Raw genomic sequence first — 21,600 nt, 5'->3', positions numbered from 1 at the left:
ATCAATCTTCCTCTAAGAAGCTCTTTAGTTTGTCGCTTCTGCTTGGATGACGCATTTTACGCAAAGCTTTGGCTTCTATTTGACGAATACGCTCACGCGTCACGTCAAACTGTTTACCAACTTCTTCTAATGTGTGATCGGTACTCATTTCAATACCGAAACGCATTCTTAGAACTTTAGCTTCACGCGGTGTTAATGAATCAAGAATGTCTTTCACCACATCACGCATAGAGTCATGCAATGCTGCCTCTGCTGGTGCAAGCGTATTCGTATCTTCGATAAAGTCGCCTAGATTTGAATCCGCATCATCACCGATTGGTGTCTCCATAGAGATAGGCTCTTTGGCAATCTTCATGATCTTGCGAATCTTGTCTTCTGGGATCTCCATCTTCAACGCCAATGTTGCAGCATCTGGCTCAACACCAGTTTCTTGCAAGATTTGACGACTGATGCGATTCATCTTGTTGATGGTTTCAATCATGTGCACAGGGATACGGATTGTGCGGGCTTGGTCTGCGATTGAACGCGTGATTGCCTGACGAATCCACCATGTCGCATAGGTTGAGAACTTATAACCACGACGATATTCAAACTTATCAACCGCCTTCATCAAACCAATGTTGCCCTCTTGAATCAAGTCCAAGAACTGCAAACCACGGTTGGTGTATTTTTTAGCAATTGAGATCACCAAACGTAAGTTGGCAACTGTCATCTCGCGTTTAGCTGCACGAGCACGCTTTTCGCCCTCGTTCATCTTCTTGTTCACTTCTTTCAACTCTGGAAGTGGCAAGACAACTTTATCTTGAATATCGATTAACTTTTGTTGAATTTCTTGAATCGCAGGAACATTACGCTCAAGGATGCCTGAGTATGGCTTACCTTCTTTTAACAAGATAGACGTCCACTTCAAGTTCAAAGCATATTTTGGCAAGCCGTTGAGTACTTCAGTACGGTTAACACCTACTTTATCAACCAAAATTCGAACTAAACCACGCTCTAACGCCCAAACCTCATCCACTTGCTTACGCATGGTGTCGCAAAGCTTTTCAACTGACTTGGCAGTTAAGCGGAAGCCCATCAACTCATTACGAATAGCTTCTTGCGCTTTCTTATAAGCTGGTGAGTTATAGCCTTCTTTCTCATGAGCCTTACGCATTTTGTCGAACTGCGTACGAATCACTGCAAATTTCACAAGTGATAATTGTTTTAATTCTTCTAGCTGTTTCGCAGAAGCTGTGTTACCGCCACCGCCGCCACCAGATTCATCATCGCCTTCATCACCATCTTCTTCATCAAGGTTTTCTTCTTCCTCAACAGCAGTCATTGGGATGTCTTCAGCATTTGGATCAACAAGTCCGTCTACGAACTCATCAATTTCCATCGTGCCTTCTTCAATCTTTTGAACGTTATCCAGAATTTCAGAGATAGTTACAGGACAGGCTGACAAAGCCATCACCATTTCTTTAAGACCAGCTTCAATCTTTTTGGCAATAACAATCTCGCCTTCGCGAGTCAACAAGTCAACCGTACCCATCTCACGCATATACATACGGACTGGGTCTGTTGTTCGTCCAAACTCTGAGTCAACTGTTGATAAAGCAGCTTCAGCTTCTTCTTCAGCTTCTTCTTCAGTTGTTGCTGAAGGAGCGTTTTCATTAAGAAGCAATGTTTCTGCATCTGGAGCCTGTTCGTAAACAGTAATACCAATGTCACTCAACAAGCCAATCAATGTTTCTAGAGAGTCTGCATCAGAAATCTCATCTGACATCACGTCATTGATTTCGCCATGAGTTAGGTAACCGCGGGACTTACCCATCTTGATCAGATGCTTCAATTTCGCACGGCGTAACTCTTGCTGCTCTTCACTGCCTAACTTTTGCGCATTGAATTCTTGTAACAAAGCCTTTTCTTTGGCTTTGCGATCACGTGCCTTTTGACGATCCGTGCGGTTATCCACATTTGGATCAACAGGCTCAACTGGTTTTGGTTTGCGGCCACGTGTTTTTTTAACTGGCTCTTCGACAACCGCTGGAGCAGCTTCTAACTTTGCTTCAGCTTCTTTAACTTTTTTAGCAGTAGATTTTTTGTCTTCAACTACTTTTGCTAGTTTTGTTTCTTTCTTTACTTCTTTCTTAGCTTCTTTTTTAGCTGGGGCTGGTTTCGCTACAGCCTTCACTGACGCTTTAACAACTGGTTTAGCTGGCTTGGCTGGCTTAACTGGTTTAGCCGTTTTTACTGGCTTCGCTACAGCTTTTTTTGTTACTACTTTTTTCGCAACTGGCTTGGCAGCAACTTTTTTAGGCAATGGTTTCTTAGCTACTGGCTTTGCCGTGGCTTTTTTGACAGGCTTAGCTGCTGGCTTTGCCACCTTTTTGGCGACAACTGCTTTAACGGGTGCTTTTTTAGCAACTGGCTTTTTAGCTGGGGCAGCTTTTTTGACAGGCTTAGCAGCTGTCTTAGCTACTGGCTTTTTGGCTGCTGGCTTAGCGCTTGTTTTTTTAAGAACGGCCTTAGTAATAACTTTTTTGGCTTTAGTTGCTGACATAATGTTAGTGCTCACTCACGTTAAAAGGCTAAGAAGTTACAAAACTGCTAACTTATTGAATTTTATTGGAAATTCGAAAACCTTGTATTATAGTCGGTGGTCTGGAGTTTTTCCAGATTATTTAAGTTTTGCCATTAATTGGCGATATTTATCAGCATCACCCTCTTGTGCAGAACCAGCCGCAATTCTTGCCGCTATTTCTGTCATTTGATCTTTCAAATCAATATGTTCTAGTTTTTTGAGGGTGCCATAAAAATCTTCTTTGGCGATATCTTCCGTTAAATCACTGTCCATGATCCTGTCACGCAGAATTGCATACGACTTAGCTAATGCAGTTTTATCTAGTTGCTCCTGAAAAACGGCAAAACCAACATTGGAAGGCATGGCTTCGCACTGATTAATCAGATCAGTCATCAAAATATGCGCTTTTTCAGAGCGTTTATGTGCAGCATTCAGAATCAAGCGCTTTTGCTCTGGCTCTAAATTTCTACCTAAATATGGAAACTGCAATAAAACTCGCAAAACCTGTTCAGCTAAATCAGTTGGTGCCGTTGGCGGAGGTCCTGGTGGTTGAGGTGCCTTTTTATTTACCCAAGGTTTTTTACCATTGGGAGGTATTGTTGCTGCCACGTAACCAGTTGTATTGGTTTGTACAGGCGTCATGGTTGGCGTTGGCGCCACTGTCTTTAAGCCACAGAAATTTTCTAGCTCTGCAGAGGTAATGCCAACTCTTTGAGAAAGCTCACGAATCAATTGCGCTCTTAATGCAATCGGTGACATTGATAACAAGAGTGGTTTAGCAGCATGTTGAGTTTGAGCCCTACCCTCAGGGGTGTTCCAATCATGACCCTCATTAGCCACCTGGATCACAAATGAAGATAGCGGCATTGCTTGGCGAATCGCTTCTTCAAAAGCAGGTGCGCCACGTTCTCTTACAAAACTATCAGGATCGTGCTCAGCGGGCAAGAATAAGAACTTAACTTCTTTGTCATCTGCCATCATTGGCAAGCATGCTTCTAAAGCGCGCTTTGCTGCTCGCTGCCCAGCTGCATCACCATCAAAAGAGAAAATAATGCGATCAGCTTGGCGCATGAGTGAGCGCACATGATTGGCCGTGCATGCTGTACCCAAGGTAGCTACGCCATTAGCAAAACCTAATTGCGCCAAGGCCACCACATCCATGTAGCCCTCACAAACAATCACATAACCTTTATCTCTGATAGCTTGTCTGGCCTCAAACAAACCATAGAGGGTGTTGCCTTTAGAAAAGAGTGGTGTTTCTGGAGAATTTAAATACTTTGGCTCGCCCGCATCTAAGATGCGACCACCAAATGCAATCACTTGCCCTTTGGGATTGCGAATCGGGAAAATAATTCTGTCGCGAAAGCGGTCATACCTCTTTGCGTCTGATTGAATGATCAAACCTGCCTCAACCAACACATTGGCAATCACATCTTCTGAATAAGAGCCAAACACCGCCTCTAAACCTTGCCAAGAATCTGGCGCATAACCCAAATTAAAACGCTTAGCGATTTCACCACTAAGACCACGCCCTTTAAGATATTCAATGGCGCGAGGTGTGACTTTGAGTTGTTGTTTGTACCAATCTGCTGCAGGCCCCATCACCTCGCTTAATGCGATGGCTTGTTTTTGTTTGGCAATGTCTTGAGGTCTGCGCTCTTCACGTGGCACAGTCAGCCCAGCAGACCTTGCTAACTCTTCAATAGCATCCACATAAGTTAAGCCTGAGTGTTCCATTAAAAAACTAATGGCGGATCCATGTGCCCCACAACCAAAGCAGTGATAAAACTGTTTTGTGGGTGAGACGCTAAATGATGGGGATTTTTCGTTATGAAACGGGCACAAACCTTGGTAGTTGGCGCCCGCTTTTTTTAGGGTGACATGACGTCCCACAACCTCGACGATATCGATGCGATTTAATAAATCTGCAATGAACGATTGAGGGATCATGACAAGTGTTAATTAGTGAGAGTAACCAGTCGTAGTTTATTTTGTTAAGGCAGCTTTGACCTGAGCAGACACCACACCCATATCTGCTTTGCCAGCTAATTGAGGCTTAACAACCCCCATAACTTTACCCATATCTTGCGGGCCTGTTGCACCTACCTCAGCCACTACTTTAGCAACCACCGCCGCCACTTCAGCCTCAGACATTTGTGCTGGCATGTAGGCTTGCAAAACAACTAGTTCAGCATTTTCAATAGCAACAAGATCTTCACGATTTGCAGCTTGGAATTGAGAAATTGAATCTTTACGTTGCTTAATTAATTTTTCAACAATGGCAATCACAGCAGCGTCATCCAACTCGACACGCTCATCCACTTCCTTTTGCTTCATGGCAGCTAGCAATAAACGAATAGTTCCTAGGCGGCCTGTATCTTTGGCACGCATGGCATTTTTCATATCTTCTGTGATTTGTTCTTTTAAGCTCATCTTTACTCCTCAAATGAAAAAACCCACTGCGGGATAACCGTCAGTGGGTTCATCGTATCCCAAGGCTAGAAATCCAGCCTGAGAAAAAATTAATACATTTTCTTAGGCAACATTTGGCTGCGAATACGCTTGTAATGGCGTTTAGCAGCAGCAGCTTTCAAACGCTTGCGCTCAGCAGTTGGCTTCTCGTAGAACTCACGAGCACGCAATTCAGTCAAAAGACCGTTTTTCTCGATTGTGCGCTTGAAACGGCGCAATGCTACTTCAAATGGTTCGTTTTCGCGTAAGCGGATTGTTGTCATGCTGTGATTCTCTAAATAGGTTCTGAAAAAAAGTCAGAAAAAACTGTAAAACGAGATTGTAGCACGGCAAAATACAGTCATGCGAGTACTTGGTATAGAAACTTCTTGTGACGAAACCGGCGTAGCCATCGTCGACACAGCCCCCTGGGAGGCTGGAAAGCCCGCTGGCATGGGCTTGCTGGGCCAAGCACTGTACTCTCAAATCGCTATGCACGTGGATTATGGGGGTGTTGTACCCGAATTAGCCTCCCGCGACCACATTAAAAGAATTATTCCCCTTATCAATCAAGCACTTAATGAGTCAAAATGCTCAATTGAGAGCGTTGATGCGATCGCCTACACCCAAGGTCCCGGCTTAGCAGGCGCACTTTTAGTCGGCGCCTCTGTGGCAAAAGGGATGGCATTGGCTCTTGATAAACCAGTTTTGGGCATACATCACCTAGAAGGCCACCTTTTATCCCCCCTTTTGGCTGATGACGCCAATATCAAATTTCCATTTGTGGCACTACTCGTATCAGGCGGGCACACGCAGTTAATGCACGTTGAAGGTGTTGGGCAATACACAATCTTGGGCGAAACCTTGGATGATGCCGCTGGCGAAGCATTTGATAAAACTGCCAAATTATTAGGTCTTAGTTATCCGGGTGGTCCAGCAGTATCGAAATTAGCCATGAATGGTGATTCAGGAGCGTTTCAGTTTCCAAGACCCATGAAATATTCTGGCGATTTGGATTTTTCATTTGCAGGTTTAAAAACATCCGTGCTCACACAAGTTAAAAAAGTGAGCGCTGCTCATCAAGGCTCATTGCCCGATACTGAAAAAGCAAATATTGCCAGAGGCTTTGTTGATGCCATCGTTGAGGTGTTAGTGAGTAAATCCATCACAGCACTCAAAAATACTGGCATCAATACATTGGTTGTGGCGGGCGGTGTTGGTGCCAATCAACAACTCAGAGAGTCACTCGAGAAAGCTTGTGCCAAAGAAGGATTTTCGGTGCATTACCCACCACTGCATCTATGCACCGATAACGGCGCGATGATTGCTTTTGCAGGAGCGATGCGCCTAATGAAAAACCCCCAATTAGCGAAAAAGCATTGGGGGTTTGATGTGAAGCCTAGATGGCCTCTTGATCAGATCAATGTTTAGTTTGACTGTATCAACGCGTAAGCGCTGTGATTGTGAATAGACTCGAAGTTTTCAGCCTCAACCACAAATGATTTGATTCTGTTGTCTGCTTTCAAACGACTGGCCACATCACGCACCAAGTCCTCAACAAACTTAGGATTGTCATAAGCTTTTTCAGTCACATACTTTTCGTCAGGACGCTTGAGTAAGCCCCACAACTCACAAGATGCCTCAGCTTCTGCGATTTTGACCAAGCTCTCAATCGTCAAATCTGCTTCAGATTGAAGGGCAACGTTCATGGTCACATGTGAGCGTTGATTGTGCGCGCCGTATTCCGCAATTTCTTTAGAACAAGGGCATAAACTAGTCACTGGCACCACTGCTTGCAAACGCAATTCAACTTGAGTATCACCGTTCACTTTTTTAGCAAAAGCAATCCAAGTCACATCGTAATCAAGCAAACTTTGCACACCAGAAATCGGTGCAGTTTTGTTAATAAAGTGTGTGTACTTTAAAGAAATCTGACCTGCATCTGCTTCCAATAGTGGCAACATTTTCGTCACCATCAAACGCATCTGAGCAGCATCAAGAGGCGCATCATGGTCTTGCAATAAAGCCATGAAACGCGACATGTGCGTGCCTTTTTTGTCGCCAGGCAACAAAACATCTAAATCGATCATTGCAACACTAGGTTGCACACCAGCTTCTGTTTTAACTTGAATAGGATGACGCACACCACGAATACCTACACGATCAATTGCAATATTGCGGTGATCAATGGAGGATTGCACATCTGGCATTTCAGATGTTTTTAAAAAGGAGGTATTTAAGTCATTCATGCTCATATTGTCCTGCAATTTCAGGCGGCTTGCTTTTTAGGGTTAATTCCCAGCTTTAGAGCAATGGCTTTAGTTATGCCTTCAACATCCAAACCACATTCTTTCATGAGCAATGCATGATCGCCATGATCAATGAATCTATCAGGTAAACCAAGTACCAAACTTGGCACCTCTATACCGGCTGCAGAGAGAGCCTCAAGACAAGCACTGCCAGCACCACCACCAATAGCACCCTCTTCAAGTGTCACAATCAAATCATGACTCTTAGCTAACTCACAAACCAAATCAGTATCTAATGGCTTAATGAATCTCATATTGGCAACGGTTGCATCAAAAGCTTCTGCAACTTCAAGCGCTGGGTAGAGCAAGGTACCAAATGCAAGTATTGCCACCTTCGGCGAATTTTTAGCTGTTGATGTGCGTCTAATCTCACCCTTACCTAGTGGCAACTCTTTAAGCTCTTTGGTTACTGCCACACCTACACCAGCGCCTCTTGGATAACGCACAGCAGAAGGATGGTTTTGCTTAAACGCTGTTGTTAAAAGATCACGACACTCCGCCTCATCAGCTGGCGCCATCAACAACATATTAGGAATACAACGAATGAATGGAATGTCGTAAACACCCGCATGTGTTGCACCGTCCGCACCTACCAACCCTGAACGGTCTAATGCAAATACCACCGGTAAATCTTGTAGAGCCACATCATGAATCAACTGATCGTAGCCACGTTGCAAGAAGGTCGAATAAATCGCTACCACTGGCTTCATGCCCTCACAAGCAAGACCACCGGCAAATGTCACTGCGTGCTGCTCAGCAATACCTACATCAAAGTAACGATCTGGGAAGCGCGCCTCAAAATCGACCATGCCTGAACCTTCACGCATCGCCGGAGTGATACCAACCAAGCGCTTATCCGCTTCGGCCATATCGCACAACCAGTCACCAAATACTTGCGTGAATGTTTTCTTCACAGAAGCTGCCGGTGTAATACCTTTTGCAGGATCAAACTTACCTGGGCCGTGATACAAAATTGGATCAGCTTCAGCCAATTTATAGCCTTGGCCTTTCTTGGTGACGATGTGCAAGAACTGAGGGCCTTCACCTTCCAATGCTAAACGTCTAACGTTTTGCAAAGTTGGAATCAATGAATCAAGATCATGACCATCAATAGGGCCAATGTAGTTAAAACCAAATTCTTCAAAAATAGTTCCGGGCACCACCATGCCTTTGGCATGCTCTTCTAAACGTTTTGCAAATTCTCGTAGCGGTGGTGCCATTGATAGAACGCTGTCTAAGCCCTTCTTGGTAGCCGCATAAAAACGACCACTCATCAAACGCGCCAAGTAACGATTCAATGCACCCACTGCTGGTGATATCGACATATCGTTGTCATTCAAAATCACCACCAACGGTAGATCTTTATGGATACCACCGTTATTCAGAGCTTCAAAAGCCATACCTGCGCTCATGGCGCCATCGCCAATCACCGCAACGGCTACTCGCTTTTCACCTTGCGCACGCGCCCCCAAAGCCATACCAAGAGCCGCAGAGATACTGGTTGAAGAATGCGCCGTACCAAATGTGTCATATTCGCTTTCAACGCGACGCGGAAAGCCTGAAATGCCACCGTAATGACGCAAGGTGTCCATCTTGTCACGACGACCAGTCAAAATCTTATGCGGATAACTTTGATGACCCACATCCCAAATTAGGCGATCGTATGGAGTCTGAAAGACATAATGCAAAGCGACTGTCAGCTCTACAGTTCCCAAATTAGATGAGAGATGACCGCCTGTTTTAGAAACAGAATCTACCAAAAAGTCACGTAATTCCTGAGAAAGCCCAGGCAACTGTTCACGTGTGAGCTCACGCAAATCAGCGGGACTATTAATTGTTTTTAGTAAATCTGTCATAAATATTCAAAAAGCTAGCAATTAACTCTGCCTGTACAGCACCTTATCAGCAATTGCTTTCAATAAATAAGCATTGTCGCCCCAAACTGCTAGGCTTTCTACAGCTTCTAGATGTAATTTTCTCGCAAATTCTCGCGCACCGTCTAAATTCATCAAAGATACAAAAGTCGGTTTGTTGGCAGCAGCATCTTTTCCAGCGGTTTTACCCAAGGTTTGACTATCTGCTGTGGCATCCAAAATATCATCCACCACCTGAAATGCTAAACCTAGGGCACTAGCGTATTGGTCTAATGATTTGAGTTGCTGAGGATTTAAATCAATAGCAATACCACCCATCTGCACAGCCGTTCTTAATAAAGCACCTGTTTTCAAACGATGCATATTCTCAAGGGCCTCTTTGGTGAGGGGCTTGCCCACATTTTCAAGGTCAATTGCTTGGCCACCAGCCATTCCAGCAAGACCACCTGATGTTGCCAATGATGAAATCATGGCAACTTTTTGCGCTTCAGTTAGACGACTGTTGGCCAGCAAACCAAACGCCATTGACTGCAAAGCATCGCCCACTAAGAGTGCAGTTGCTTCATCATAGACTTTGTGAACAGTTGGGCGACCACGCCTTAAGTCATCGTTATCCATCGAGGGCAAATCATCATGTACCAACGAATACGTATGAAATAACTCCAAAGCCACAGCACAATCATCAATACCAGGAATGTCATCCAATGGCTTGTTGGATAAAGCAGCTGTGGCGTATACCAATAAAGGTCTGATTCTTTTTCCACCGCCAGTCGCTGCATAGTGCATCGCATCTTTTAATTGCTGCGCAGAAACACTCCAATCGTCAAAGGAAGTTTCTATAGCTTGATCTACCCTTTGGGCAGAGGCGGCCATCCACTGGCTAGCAAGTGCGGCGTGATTTGACATTAACTTTGAACAATCTTCACTTGTTGCTCAACTTGCTCTAAAACTTGTTGGCAATGCTTTAGCAAATCGGCGCCACGCTTGTAAGCACTCAATGTGTCTTCAAGCGACAACTTACCAGACTCCATTTTGGCGATTAAACCCTCGAGCTCAGCTACTGCCTCTTCATAGCGAAGGTTAGGATCTAGGCCAGACTCTTCTGTTGCCAATTTTTTAGGCATAAAAATCTCTCTTATTTGACGAAAAACAATTCACAGATAGATTTTAAGGCTTTTAGGGTGGGTATAATCCCCTTTTCCTTTCCAATATCGACCCGTCGATGGTTGGATTGGTTATTCCGCTTAGCTTCGGCTGACTTTTTTCGGGGGTGGGAAGAATGACTAATCTAGCTACCGCGCAACATCTTGCGCCGTCCAAGCTACAACTGCCAGTGTCGGCATATTTTGATGTCGAGCTGTATCAACGCGAAATTGAACTGCTATTCAAGCAGGGGCCTGGTTACGTGGGTCACGAACTGATGGTTCCAGAGGTTGGCGATTACCAAACTCTAAGCGCAGAAAACGAAGGTCGCGTTCTAGTAAAAAATCAACAAGGTATTGAATTACTATCCAACGTTTGTCGCCATCGTCAGGCCATCATGCTCAATGGCAAAGGGCACGTCGAAAATATTGTGTGCCCATTGCATCGCTGGACATACAAAACTGATGGCACTTTATTAGGCGCACCTCATTTTGATGAACAACCCTGCCTTAACTTAGGTAAAAGCCCGCTACAAAATTGGCAAGGTTTATTGTTCGAAGGTCCAAGAGATGTTCATGCCGACCTTAAAAAAATGGGGGTCGCTAAAGATTTAGATTTTTCAGGCTATATGCTTGATCACGTTGAAGTGCATGAATGCAACTACAACTGGAAAACATTCATTGAGGTCTACCTCGAGGATTACCACGTTGTGCCATTCCACCCAGGCCTTGGCAAGTTTGTGTCATGCGAAGACCTCGCTTGGCAATTTGGTGATTGGTACAGCGTACAAACTGTTGGCATCCACAATCAACTCAAGCAAGCAGGCTCTGACACTTATAAGCGCTGGCATGAGGCGGTGTTAAGACACTACGAAGGCAAAATGCCTAAGTTCGGTGCAATCTGGTTAACTTATTACCCCAACATCATGGTTGAGTGGTATCCAGGTGTTTTGTGTATTTCGACACTACAGCCATTGGGCCCCAATAAAACTAGAAATATTGTTGAGTTCTATTACCCAGAAGAAATCGCTCTTTTCGAGAGAGAATTCATCGAAGCAGAAAGATCTGCTTATATGGAAACTTGCATCGAAGATGATGAAATTGCCGAACGCATGGATGCAGGCAGAAAAGCTTTATTAGATCGCGGCGTGAATGAAGTAGGACCTTATCAAAGCCCTATGGAAGATGGCATGCAACACTTCCATGAGTGGTACAGAAAAGCGATGTCTTACAACCAAGGTTAACCATCATGGCACTGATCGAAGCACAACAAGTAAAACAATTAATTGATGAACAACAGGATTTTTTGTTGTTTGACTGTCGCTTCGATCTAGTGGATTCTGAAGCTGGCTATAAGTCTTATTTAGAGGGTCACATACCGGGTGCAATTTATGTTCACTCTGACAAAGATTTAGCTTCAGAAAAAAATGGTCGCAATGGTAGACATCCATTACCAAGCATCGCCGCTTGGCAAAAGACCTATGCGGCACTGGGCATCACTCCCGATAGCAGAGTTGTCATTTACGACAACCAATCGTGCATGTATGCAGTGAGATTATGGTGGATGCTAAAAGCTGTAGGGCATCAGCATATTGAACTACTTAATGGCGGTTATCAAACATGGTGCCAATTGGGCTACCCATCAGAACAATCTGAAACTCACAGGCAAGCTGCGCCGCAAACCACTCTCACCGAATTCAACAACCTGGTATTAGTGAATCAGGTTGTTGCCAATTTGGAGAGCAAAAACTTCACGATTCTTGATGCAAGATCTAATGATCGCTTTCATGGTCAAAATGAAACTTTAGATCCTGTGGCTGGCCACATCCCTGGCGCACTCAATCGTTTCTTTAAAGACAACCTTAAAAGCGATGGCACTTTTAAAGATCCTGATGTTTTGCGTCATGAATTCCAATCAGTCATTGGCAACATTTCAAGCGAAAAAATCGTGCATCAGTGCGGCTCAGGCATCACTGCATGCCACAACATGTTTGCTATGGAATTGGCAGGCCTCATGGGCTCTTCTATTTACGCTGGCAGTTGGAGCGAGTGGTCATCGGACCCAAGTAGGCCCGTTGCACAGTAATCTTTAATAGATTGATTAGTGTCCGTGAGATAAATGACTGATTTCAGAAATCAGTAAAACAATACCCACACCCAGAATAATCAAGGTTAATTGCTCAATGGACTCTTTGAGCTTTGGTCTTCTGTGCATTTGCGGCATCAAGTCACTCACAGCGATGTAAATAAAACTACTTGAAGCCAAAACAATCACATAAGGAATCAAGGATTCTGCGCGATCCAAAAAGAAATACCCCAGCACGCCACCCACTACAGCCATCATGCTTGAAATCAAGTTATATAGCAGTGCACGTGCTTTAGTAAAGCCGGCATTTAAAAGAACAATGAAGTCACCAACTTCTTGTGGGATCTCATGCAAGGCAATTGCTACAGCAGTCAAAACACCAATTTGAGGGTCTACCAAAAATGCTGCGGCAATCAAAATACCATCCGCAAAATTATGTAGGCCATCTCCGAGCAAAATCACCCAACCGCTTCTACCAGCTGATTCAGCGTCATGCCCGTGATGATGACCGTGCCCATCATGCTCATGATGATGGCTATGACGCAAGAGTGCAGCCTTTTCTAAAATAAAGAATCCTAAAAGACCTGCAAACAACACCATAAATAAGGATGGAATATCTACATCTGGCGTTGTAAAAGCCTCTGGTAAAGAGTGCAACAAAGCAGTAGCCAGTAAAACGCCCACAGATAAACTCACCATCTTATCGACCATGCGTGACAAGATGGTCAGCGATAAACTGGCCGCCGCCGTGATACTCAATATCCCAGCTACAGTTGTAGCTAGAACAATCCAAAACAATGTCATACAACTCCTTGTTGCTTCAACCAGGCTAGGCACTTGTCCCAACCATCTTTTGCAGGTCCCTCTCGATACGTTGCTCGATAGTCTGCATGAAACGCATGAGGCGCTTCAGGATAAATTTCAAATTTAGCAGCCTGAGCAGCCTTATTATTTTTTGCTGCTTGCAAAGCTTGCTTCATTTGCTCAACCGTCTCTAACGGTATACCAGTATCAGCCGAACCATACAAACCAAGTACCGGTGCCTTCATTTGAGGTGCCAAGTCTACAGGATGCAAAGGATTGTTTGGCGTTTTATCGCCAACCAAACGGCCATACCAAGCCACACCCGCTCTCATTTGAGGAATTTGTGCACAAGCTAACCAAGTGATGCGACCACCCCAACAAAATCCTGTAATACCCACACGCTTGATATCTCCGCCATTTTTTCCAGCCCAAGCAACACCCGCAGAAATATCTGACAACACTTGCTCATCAGGTGTTTTGCCAACAATTTCTTTCAAGATTTCTGCCATGGTTCCTAAAGTATTAGGGTCACCTGCTCTAGTAAATAAATCTGGTGCAATCGCTAAATAACCCTGCTTGGCAAAACGTCGTGCAACATCAGCGATGTACTCATGAACACCAAAAATTTCACTGATAACAAAAATGACTGGTAATCCTTTTTTAGGCGTCACCTTCGGTCTCGCAACATAAGCTGGCACATCAAAACCCTTCGATGAGAAAGTCACTTCTTGCGCAACGATCCCTTCAAAGTCAGTTTTGATCGCTTGAGCCATCACTGGTTCAGCAGCAGCAACGTAACCCACACCCATGGTAGCTACCGCAGTCGTTTTTAGGAAATCTCTACGATTAGTCTTTGCTGGATTTAACAAAGACTCTGCTTCATTCACCAAATTCTTATTCATATCTATCTCCTTTTAATATTTTTTTAGTACTGCTCTTTTAATACTATTTTTAAATATTTACTTTTTATATTTTTAGTGCGCTTCTTCCCAGTTCATACCAACACCTACCTCAACGAGTAAAGGCACCTTCAATTGCGCCACATTAGTCATTAGATGAGGTAAATGCTCTTTCACCAAATCAAGCTCATGCTGAGGCACTTCGAGAACCAACTCATCATGCACTTGCAAAAGCATACTTGTTTCTAGATTGTTTTGCTCAATCCAAGACTGCACCGCAATCATGGCTAACTTAATCAAGTCGGCTGCAGTTCCTTGCATTGGCGCATTAATCGCAGCACGCTCCGCACCCTGACGTCTCATGCCGTTAGCACTTCTAATTTCTGGCAACCATAAACGACGCCCAAAAACTGTTTCTACATAACCACGCTCTTTAGCCAAGACGCGTGTTTTTGCCATGTAATCAGCCACACCAGGATAACGAGCAAAATATGTATCGATATATTGTTGCGCAGCAGATCTCTCAATACCTAAATTACCTGCCAAACCAAATGCGCTCATGCCATATATCAAACCAAAGTTAATCACTTTGGCATAACGCCTTTGCTCAGAAGTGACTTGATCCAAAGAAACATGAAACATTTCAGCAGCAGTAGCTTTGTGAATATCCTCACCCGCTGCAAATGCTTTTAACAAGCTTTCATCCTCAGCAATGTGAGCCATGATTCTTAATTCAATTTGCGAATAGTCCGCAGAGACCATCACAGAGTTCGGCTTAGCAATAAAGGCTTCGCGTATCTTGCGACCTTCTTCAGTTCTAACTGGAATATTTTGCAAATTAGGATCGCTTGATGCCAAACGACCAGTAACTGCCACCGCTTGAGAATAACTTGTGTGCACGCGACCAGTTTTAGGATTAACCATGCGCGGCAACTTTTCAATATAAGTCGATTGCAGCTTAGCCAAACTTCTGTAATCCAAAATTCTGGCAGGCAATGGGTAGTTCTCTGCCAACTTTTGCAAAACTTCTTCATCTGTTGACGGCGCACCTGAAGGCGTCTTCTTTACTACCGGCAACTCCAATTTGCCAAATAAGATCTCGCCAATCTGCTTAGGCGACTGAATATTAAAAGGCTGACCAGCTAACTCATGGATTTGCTTCTCTAACTCTAATAAACGCTGCCCCACAATCTGGCCTTGAGATGCCAGCTTATGAACATCAATCAAAATGCCGTTGCGCTCCATGACTGCCAGGGCATGCATCGCTGGCATTTCAATATCTTTGTATATTTTTAAAAGTTTTTCATCTGCAGCAATAGCTGGATACATTGCGTGATGCAATCTCAAAGTGATATCAGCGTCTTCTGCTGCATATGCAGTTGCAGTTTCCAAATTCACCTGATCAAAAGTAATCTGGTGAACTCCCTTGCCACAAACCTCTTCATACGAAATTGTTTTTTCGCCCAAATGCCTAAGCGCCATACTATCCATGTCGTGACTGCGATGAGACTCCAGAACATATGACTGCAATAGGGTGTCATGCTCTACGCCTCGCAACTGAATGCCACAGTTACCAAAGATATGAATGTCGTATTTGAGATTTTGGCCAAGCTTTTTATGCTGCGCTGACTCTAACCAAGGCTTTAATTTTTCTAATACATAAGATTTATCTAGCTGATCTTCATTGGTGGTATGTGCCAGCGGAATGTAACAAGCAACCCCTGGTGTTACAGCCAAAGAAATACCAACTAAATCAACTCGCAAAGCCTCTAGTCCAGTTGTCTCTGTATCAACGCACGTTAATTCGGCCTGATTGATTTTATCTAGCCACAACTCAAAATCGGCTTGGGTTGTCACACATGAATACTGGCGCTCAATTATCTCTTGGGGTGTGTCAGCCACAAATCCAAAGAGATCTCCTGCTGGCATTGTTGAGGCTGGTGCAGTCTCTGTAGCCTGCCCCGCCTCTTGTTTTAGAGTCAAATCTTTTGGCTTTCCAGATGATGGGTTATGACGATCTAAATCTCTTAATAAAGATTTAAATCCAAACTGAGTAAATAACTCACGCAGAGTTTCTTTATCTTCTGGCTTGGCATGCAACTCATGCAAACCAATCAAATGCTCATTTAAATCACAGTCAATTTTTACTGTTAACAGTTCTCTGGCTTTTGGCAGCCACTCTAAGCTTGCTCTGAGGTTTTCTCCAACCACGCCCTTTACCTCTATCGAGCGTTGCATTAACTCATCCAAAGTTCCAAATTCATTTAACCACTTCACAGCAGTCTTCGGGCCAGCCTTAGGCACTCCAGGCACGTTATCTACAGCATCCCCCATGATTGAGAGGTAATCAACGATTCGCTCTGGAGGAACGCCAAATTTATTCAAAACGCCAGCAGTGTCTAAACGCTCTTCTGTCATCGTGTTAATCAGACTAATACCAGGCTCAACTAATTGGGCTAAATCCTTATCGCCAGTTGAAATCAAGACTTCCCAATTAGCTGCTTTTGCTTGTTTTGCCAAAGTACCAATCACGTCATCTGCCTCAATGCCAGGCACAACTAATACAGGCCAACCTAGTGCGCGCACAACCTGATGGATTGATTCAATTTGCAAAGCCAAATCTTCTGGCATCGAGGAGCGATTTGCTTTGTACTCTGGATACATCTCTTCACGAAATGTTTTACCCTTGGCATCAAAGATACAAGCTATGTGATCAGCGTCTAACTCGGTTCTTGCACGACGCATCATATTGACCATACCTTGAATAGCACCGGTAGGAAATCCTTGCGCATTACGCAAATCTGGCATGGCATGAAATGCACGGTATAAGTAGCTAGAACCGTCAACTAGCAAAAGGCGATGTGTAGACATCCCACAATCGTACAATCAAGGCATGATGACATCGACATTTTCTAAAAACACCGCTATCAAAAATATGGTTTTAAACGCCATTTTCTTGACTTTTGTTGCAGCTATTTTCCTTATTTCTCAAGAACTTAGAGCTCAATCAGGCCAAGCTTTGAGCGCTCAAGAGTTAGAAAAAATCAATCAGCAACCAATCTCAAAACCAATTAAAAATAATGCTGAAACTGGCAAAGTAGCCCCAAAAAAGCCAAGTTTTGAACATAAAGAGTCTGATGGCACGAGCATCAAAGAATACAAAGAAGGTGGCAAAGCCACTGAAGTAATTGTTGAAAGCCCACTGGGAACTAAATATGAATTAAGCACCCCAAGTGATGCTGCAGCACCTAACGTCAGAGACAAAGACGTTAATCGTGTTCCCACCGTTCGAATGTCGTTCTAAATTATTTATGGCTGTATTTACTCCAGTAGCCTTAGATGAAGTCAATGCGTGGCTTTGTCAACACTACAACTTAGGCACAGCTACTGATATCAAAGGTATCAGCTCTGGTATTGAAAATTCAAACTTCTTTCTGACGACTAATAAAGATGGTCAAACAACTGAATATGTTTTGACTTTATTTGAACGTTTATCACGTGAGCAATTACCTTATTACCTAGAACTCATGGGGCACTTAGCCCAAAAGGGTATTCCAGTACCAGCTCCTGCAAGAGATAAAACAGAACAAATTATTGGCATACTCAATGGCAAACCTGCCACGATTGTTTCAAAACTATCAGGTAGCTCTCGCCTAAGCCCCAATGCAGACCACTGCGCCGCAGTCGGCGCGATGCTGGCGAAAATGCATTTGGCAGGACAAGATTTCAAACTATCTCAACCAAACTTACGCAGTCTTAATTGGTGGCAAGCAACCATTCCTTTGGTTAAGCAACATTTAAACGCTGCACAAAATAGTTTGATTGACTCTGAGCTTGCCGACCAAACAGCATTCTTTGCAAGCAAGGACTATCAAGCGCTACCGGCTGGGCCGAGTCACTGCGATCTGTTCAGAGATAACGTGTTGTTCGATTCATCTTCTGGCAAAGATCAACTAGGTGGATTCTTTGACTTTTACTTTGCAGGCAACGATAAATGGTTGTTTGACGTTGCCGTGACTGTTAATGACTGGTGTATTGATTTAGGTACTGGGGTTTTAGATCAGGCAAGATACGATGGTCTAGTCAACGCTTACCAATCCGTCAGACCTTTTGAAAAAACCGAAATTGCATCTTGGAACTTAATGCTCAGAGCAGCTGCTCTGAGATTTTGGGTGTCACGCCTGTGGGACTATTACTTACCTCGTGAAGCCGAAATGCTCACACCACATGACCCTAAACATTTTGAGAGAATTCTGATTCAGCGTCGTGATGTAATCTCTTGCATCAGCTCTGTTTAAAGTAATAAAAGTATGCAACTAAATAAAACACAAGCCAGCGATGGTTACCTTTGGGTAAGACAAGGTCTTTGGTTATTTAAGAAGAACCCTCTAGCATTTTTAATGCTGGTTTTTCTGTATGTTTTCATCGCTCAATTCGCCATCCTAATTCCAGTTTTTGGTGTTTTTGCAGTGCTACTACTTACCCCAGCGCTAACAGTTGGATTTATGACGGCCTGCCAAAGAGTAATTCGTGGCGAGCGAGTATTACCAAGTGTCTATCTAGTTAGCCTAAAGGGAAATGACGCTGACCCACTCACTCGAAAAAATTTATTGATCCTTGGCACTATTTACGCCTTTGCCATTTTGCTACTGAGCCTGATTGCGAGTGCATTCATTGATTTTCAGCAACTCATCCCTCTATTAACAGAGCAAAAGCCGCCAACGATTCGCGAAGTCCAAGAGCTATATACAGGTCTGGGCATTGGATTGCTACTCTACATACCAGTAGCGATGGTGATGTGGTTCGCACCCGTCTTGGTTGCATGGGAAAAGATGTCTGTGGCTCAGGCTCTTTTTTCTAGCTGGATTGCCTGCTGGACAAATAAAGCTGCTTTTATTTTTTATTTATTAATTTGGGCGGCACTCATCATTGCCGTGCCATTCTTTATGGAAGCACTACTAGATAGCTTGGGTGCTAGAGCAGTGATTCCATTCATCATCCCACCCTACTCAATGGCAGCACTAACGGTGATGTATTGCTCTTTCTTCGCCACTTGGAAAGCTTGCTTTAATAAAGCGTAAAGATTATTGGCTTACTTGACGCTTTATTTGTAGATTAGCTTTCTATAAAACTCTCAATCAATCGCAGTTAATTTGGCAATCGCCAACTGCAACCATTTAGCACCATGGCGATTAAAGTTCACATGAGCTTTAGCTTGCTCAGCTTGTCCTTCTATGGCCAAAATTCTGCCTTCACCAAACTTGGTATGAAAAACGCTTTGACCCACTCTAAATCCATGGCCATTGTCTTTTCTTGGCAAGCTGCTAATTGGCGCAGCAATTGCACTATTTGAAGAACGAGGCACAGTTGCAGCAGGGCCACCCCAATCACTACCCTCAGACCAAGAAGGCATTCTGGTAGTCGTGGCGCCACCCCATCGGGCATCTTTGTTCCTAGGTGTGAGATGTTTTAGTGAAGTTGCTGGCAACTCTTCTAAAAACCTTGAAGGCAAGTTGTAACGCACCTGACCATGCAAGAGTCTTGATTGAGTATGAGATAAAAATAATCTTTCTTTCGCTCTAGTGATAGCAACATACATCAAGCGTCGCTCTTCTTCTAAACCATCATCTTCGTTGATGCTGTTCTCATGAGGGAATAAACCCTCCTCAAGGCCTGTAATGAAAACATTCGTGAACTCCAAACCTTTTGCCGCGTGAACAGTCATTAACTGCACTGCATCCTGACCAGCTTGGGCTTGGTTATCTCCAGCTTCTAATGAAGCATGTGCCAAAAAGCCTGCTAACGGGGACATCTCAAGCACTGGCTCATCTTGAGAAGTGCTCGCAACCGTATCTTGCGCAAAACCTTCTTCAGCAATAAATGCGGTAGCGGCGTTCACCAATTCTTGCAAGTTTTCTACACGATCTTGACCTTCACGTTCATTCACATAGTGCTGAATCAAACCACTGTTCTGAATCACATAATCAACCGTCTCAGGTAAGGTGTAATGACGAGTTGCATCTCTCATGTGATCAATTAAACGAATAAATGCCCCAATCGATGTGCCAGCCTTGCCCTCTAAATAAGGAGCTGCCGCATAAAAAGAGCAATTGTTTAATTTGGCACTGTCTTGCAAAGTTTCAATACTCTTAGCACCAATTCCTCGGGTTGGGAAATTAACCACGCGCGCAAAGGATGTATCGTCATTTGGGTTTTCTAATAATCTCAGATATGCCAATGCATGTTTGATTTCAGCACGCTCAAAGAACCTCAAACCGCCATATACCCGATAAGGAATACCTGCAGAAAACAAACCGTGCTCGATGATGCGTGATTGAGCATTGCTGCGATAAAGAATTGCAATCTCACTACGGGTACTACCGGTGTTGATCATGCTTTTGATTTCATCAACAATCCAAGCAGCTTCCGTGCCGTCTGTGGCCGCCTCGTATACCCGCACAGGCTCACCATGGCCAGCATCAGTCCTTAAATTCTTACCCAAGCGCTCTGTATTGTTAGCAATCAGATGATTGGCAGCATCTAAGATGTGCCCATAAGAACGATAGTTTTGCTCTAGCTTAACCAAATAAGGCTTGAAGTGGCGCTCAAATAAACGCATGTTCTCAACATCAGCGCCTCTGAAAGCATAAATACTTTGGTCATCATCTCCGACAGCAAACACAGAACTAGGATTAGATGTGCCATACCCAGAAATTAGCTTTAACCAAGCGTATTGCAAGGCATTCGTGTCCTGGAACTCATCGACCAAAATATGGCGAAAACGCTCTTGGTAATGCTCACGGATTGGCTGGTGATGTTTTAAGAGTTCATAGCTACGCAATAACAACTCAGCAAAATCAACCACGCCCTCACGTTGGCATTGCTCCTCATAAGCTTGATACAACTCCACCATGGTGTTCTGAAATGAATCTCCTCGATCCATATCTTTAGAGCGCATGCCTTTTTCTTTGGCATGGGCAATAAAGTACTGTAATTGTTTAGGTGGATATTTTTCATCATCAATTTTCAAAGACTTTAAGAGTCTTTTGATGGCAGACAACTGATCTTGGGTATCCAAAATCTGGAAAGTTGATGGCAAACCTGCGTCTTTGTGGTGAGCCCTCAATAAACGGTTACACAATCCATGGAAAGTGCCAACCCACATACCCCTAGTATTAATAGGCATCATGGCTGAAAGACGCGTGAGCATCTCTTTAGCCGCTTTATTGGTAAACGTTACCGCCAAAATACCCACAGGAGAAGCCTGGTGAGTCTGTATTAACCAGGCAATACGCGTGGTCAATACCTTGGTTTTACCGCTACCTGCACCCGCTAAAATCATGGCAGATTGACTCTGCCCCGCCTCGCTCACAGGCGGCAATGTCACCGCTTCTAGCTGTTCTGGATTTAAATTATTGAGAATATTCGTCACATATGCCTTTTAGTTCTAACAAAAAATTATAATTCGG

The 21,600-nt window shown here is 43.9% G+C and carries 18 protein-coding genes; 6 read left to right on the top strand and 12 right to left on the bottom strand.

What is annotated here, in order from left to right:
• Position 1: 1 nt before the first annotated feature.
• The 4 genes from rpoD to rpsU form a co-directional block, all read right to left on the bottom strand.
• Complete coding sequence (gene rpoD / locus CFR83_RS06270) at positions 2-2,545, bottom strand: RNA polymerase sigma factor RpoD (RefSeq protein WP_088813125.1); 2,544 nt, start codon at positions 2,543-2,545, stop codon at positions 2-4.
• A 117-nt stretch (positions 2,546-2,662) separates the two neighbouring features.
• Positions 2,663-4,516, bottom strand: coding sequence for a DNA primase (dnaG, locus tag CFR83_RS06265; RefSeq protein WP_088813124.1), 1,854 nt, complete (start codon positions 4,514-4,516; stop codon positions 2,663-2,665).
• A 36-nt stretch (positions 4,517-4,552) separates the two neighbouring features.
• Complete coding sequence (locus CFR83_RS06260; RefSeq protein ID WP_088813123.1) at positions 4,553-4,999, bottom strand: GatB/YqeY domain-containing protein; 447 nt, start codon at positions 4,997-4,999, stop codon at positions 4,553-4,555.
• 89 nt (positions 5,000-5,088) lie between these two features.
• A complete protein-coding gene (rpsU, locus tag CFR83_RS06255; protein ID WP_088813122.1) occupies positions 5,089-5,301 on the bottom strand; it encodes a 30S ribosomal protein S21 in 213 nt (70 codons plus the stop codon).
• Between the two features lie 79 nt (positions 5,302-5,380).
• On the opposite strand from rpsU, the gene tsaD reads away from it, so the two are divergent.
• Complete coding sequence (gene tsaD / locus CFR83_RS06250) at positions 5,381-6,448, top strand: tRNA (adenosine(37)-N6)-threonylcarbamoyltransferase complex transferase subunit TsaD (RefSeq protein ID WP_088813121.1); 1,068 nt, start codon at positions 5,381-5,383, stop codon at positions 6,446-6,448.
• Here tsaD and folE2 read toward each other — a convergent pair.
• Genes folE2 through xseB form a run of 4 tightly spaced genes read right to left on the bottom strand, consistent with a single transcriptional unit; the run spans position 6,445 to position 10,324 of the window.
• Entirely contained in the window at positions 6,445-7,266 is an 822-nt protein-coding gene (gene folE2, locus CFR83_RS06245; protein ID WP_088813120.1) for a GTP cyclohydrolase FolE2, read from the bottom strand. The two genes, tsaD and folE2, sit on opposite strands and share 4 nt — an antisense overlap.
• A gap of 20 nt (positions 7,267-7,286) precedes the next feature.
• Positions 7,287-9,182 (bottom strand): 1-deoxy-D-xylulose-5-phosphate synthase, encoded by a 1,896-nt coding sequence (dxs, locus tag CFR83_RS06240; protein ID WP_088813119.1) that lies wholly within the window; start codon positions 9,180-9,182, stop codon positions 7,287-7,289.
• A gap of 21 nt (positions 9,183-9,203) precedes the next feature.
• Positions 9,204-10,106, bottom strand: a complete 903-nt coding sequence (locus tag CFR83_RS06235; RefSeq protein WP_088813118.1) for a polyprenyl synthetase family protein — start codon at positions 10,104-10,106, stop codon at positions 9,204-9,206.
• Positions 10,106-10,324: an exodeoxyribonuclease VII small subunit gene (gene xseB, locus CFR83_RS06230; protein WP_088813117.1), complete on the bottom strand. Its 219-nt coding sequence runs from the start codon at positions 10,322-10,324 to the stop codon at positions 10,106-10,108. Before xseB ends, CFR83_RS06235 begins: the two co-directional genes overlap by 1 nt.
• A gap of 155 nt (positions 10,325-10,479) precedes the next feature.
• Here xseB and CFR83_RS06225 point away from each other — a divergent pair, with 155 nt between their 5' ends.
• A complete protein-coding gene (locus CFR83_RS06225; RefSeq protein ID WP_088813116.1) occupies positions 10,480-11,586 on the top strand; it encodes an aromatic ring-hydroxylating oxygenase subunit alpha in 1,107 nt (368 codons plus the stop codon).
• 5 nt (positions 11,587-11,591) lie between these two features.
• Complete coding sequence (locus tag CFR83_RS06220; RefSeq protein ID WP_243383362.1) at positions 11,592-12,428, top strand: sulfurtransferase; 837 nt, start codon at positions 11,592-11,594, stop codon at positions 12,426-12,428.
• A 15-nt stretch (positions 12,429-12,443) separates the two neighbouring features.
• On the opposite strand, the gene CFR83_RS06215 is transcribed toward CFR83_RS06220, so the two are convergent.
• The 3 genes from CFR83_RS06215 to polA form a co-directional block, all read right to left on the bottom strand.
• Positions 12,444-13,232: a ZIP family metal transporter gene (locus tag CFR83_RS06215; protein WP_088813115.1), complete on the bottom strand. Its 789-nt coding sequence runs from the start codon at positions 13,230-13,232 to the stop codon at positions 12,444-12,446.
• Positions 13,229-14,134, bottom strand: coding sequence for a dienelactone hydrolase family protein (locus CFR83_RS06210; RefSeq protein ID WP_088813114.1), 906 nt, complete (start codon positions 14,132-14,134; stop codon positions 13,229-13,231). The genes CFR83_RS06215 and CFR83_RS06210 overlap by 4 nt, the downstream gene beginning before the upstream one ends.
• Positions 14,135-14,206: 72 nt before the next feature.
• Positions 14,207-17,002 carry a DNA polymerase I gene (gene polA / locus CFR83_RS06205; protein ID WP_088813113.1) on the bottom strand — a complete coding sequence of 932 codons (2,796 nt, stop codon included), beginning with the start codon at positions 17,000-17,002 and terminating at the stop codon, positions 14,207-14,209.
• Between the two features lie 22 nt (positions 17,003-17,024).
• Here polA and CFR83_RS06200 point away from each other — a divergent pair, with 22 nt between their 5' ends.
• From CFR83_RS06200 to CFR83_RS06190, 3 genes are read left to right on the top strand one after another with little or no spacing between them, the layout of a single operon-like run.
• Positions 17,025-17,435: a hypothetical protein gene (locus CFR83_RS06200; RefSeq protein WP_088813112.1), complete on the top strand. Its 411-nt coding sequence runs from the start codon at positions 17,025-17,027 to the stop codon at positions 17,433-17,435.
• A gap of 7 nt (positions 17,436-17,442) precedes the next feature.
• Positions 17,443-18,429, top strand: coding sequence for a homoserine kinase (locus CFR83_RS06195; protein ID WP_088813111.1), 987 nt, complete (start codon positions 17,443-17,445; stop codon positions 18,427-18,429).
• 12 nt (positions 18,430-18,441) lie between these two features.
• On the top strand, positions 18,442-19,212 hold the full coding sequence (locus CFR83_RS06190) for a BPSS1780 family membrane protein (RefSeq protein WP_088813110.1): 771 nt from the start codon (positions 18,442-18,444) through the stop codon (positions 19,210-19,212).
• A 53-nt stretch (positions 19,213-19,265) separates the two neighbouring features.
• Here CFR83_RS06190 and CFR83_RS06185 read toward each other — a convergent pair whose 3' ends face one another.
• Entirely contained in the window at positions 19,266-21,563 is a 2,298-nt protein-coding gene (locus tag CFR83_RS06185; protein WP_088813109.1) for a UvrD-helicase domain-containing protein, read from the bottom strand.
• Positions 21,564-21,600 lie beyond the last annotated feature (37 nt).

The sequence above is a fragment of the Polynucleobacter victoriensis genome (genome assembly GCF_900187875.1).
Classification (GTDB): Bacteria; Pseudomonadota; Gammaproteobacteria; order Burkholderiales; family Burkholderiaceae; genus Polynucleobacter; species Polynucleobacter victoriensis.
The sequence above is the reverse complement of the archived record's forward strand: the minus strand, read 5'-3'. Positions and strand labels throughout refer to the sequence as shown.

What these genes read in the sequence shown, in the direction of transcription:
- CFR83_RS06210 (WP_088813114.1), bottom strand. Translation starts at nt 14,134, where the DNA reads ATGAATAAGAATTTGGTGAATGAAGCAGAGTCTTTGTTAAATCCAGCA.
- CFR83_RS06215 (WP_088813115.1), bottom strand. Translation starts at nt 13,232, where the DNA reads ATGACATTGTTTTGGATTGTTCTAGCTACAACTGTAGCTGGGATATTG.
- polA (WP_088813113.1), bottom strand. Translation starts at nt 17,002, where the DNA reads ATGTCTACACATCGCCTTTTGCTAGTTGACGGTTCTAGCTACTTATAC.
- rpoD (WP_088813125.1), bottom strand. Translation starts at nt 2,545, where the DNA reads ATGTCAGCAACTAAAGCCAAAAAAGTTATTACTAAGGCCGTTCTTAAA.
- rpsU (WP_088813122.1), bottom strand. Translation starts at nt 5,301, where the DNA reads ATGACAACAATCCGCTTACGCGAAAACGAACCATTTGAAGTAGCATTG.
- CFR83_RS06195 (WP_088813111.1), top strand. Translation starts at nt 17,443, where the DNA reads ATGGCTGTATTTACTCCAGTAGCCTTAGATGAAGTCAATGCGTGGCTT.
- CFR83_RS06220 (WP_243383362.1), top strand. Translation starts at nt 11,592, where the DNA reads ATGGCACTGATCGAAGCACAACAAGTAAAACAATTAATTGATGAACAA.
- CFR83_RS06200 (WP_088813112.1), top strand. Translation starts at nt 17,025, where the DNA reads ATGATGACATCGACATTTTCTAAAAACACCGCTATCAAAAATATGGTT.
- CFR83_RS06260 (WP_088813123.1), bottom strand. Translation starts at nt 4,999, where the DNA reads ATGAGCTTAAAAGAACAAATCACAGAAGATATGAAAAATGCCATGCGT.
- folE2 (WP_088813120.1), bottom strand. Translation starts at nt 7,266, where the DNA reads ATGAATGACTTAAATACCTCCTTTTTAAAAACATCTGAAATGCCAGAT.
- dnaG (WP_088813124.1), bottom strand. Translation starts at nt 4,516, where the DNA reads ATGATCCCTCAATCGTTCATTGCAGATTTATTAAATCGCATCGATATC.
- CFR83_RS06190 (WP_088813110.1), top strand. Translation starts at nt 18,442, where the DNA reads ATGCAACTAAATAAAACACAAGCCAGCGATGGTTACCTTTGGGTAAGA.
- dxs (WP_088813119.1), bottom strand. Translation starts at nt 9,182, where the DNA reads ATGACAGATTTACTAAAAACAATTAATAGTCCCGCTGATTTGCGTGAG.
- tsaD (WP_088813121.1), top strand. Translation starts at nt 5,381, where the DNA reads ATGCGAGTACTTGGTATAGAAACTTCTTGTGACGAAACCGGCGTAGCC.
- CFR83_RS06235 (WP_088813118.1), bottom strand. Translation starts at nt 10,106, where the DNA reads ATGTCAAATCACGCCGCACTTGCTAGCCAGTGGATGGCCGCCTCTGCC.
- CFR83_RS06225 (WP_088813116.1), top strand. Translation starts at nt 10,480, where the DNA reads ATGACTAATCTAGCTACCGCGCAACATCTTGCGCCGTCCAAGCTACAA.
- xseB (WP_088813117.1), bottom strand. Translation starts at nt 10,324, where the DNA reads ATGCCTAAAAAATTGGCAACAGAAGAGTCTGGCCTAGATCCTAACCTT.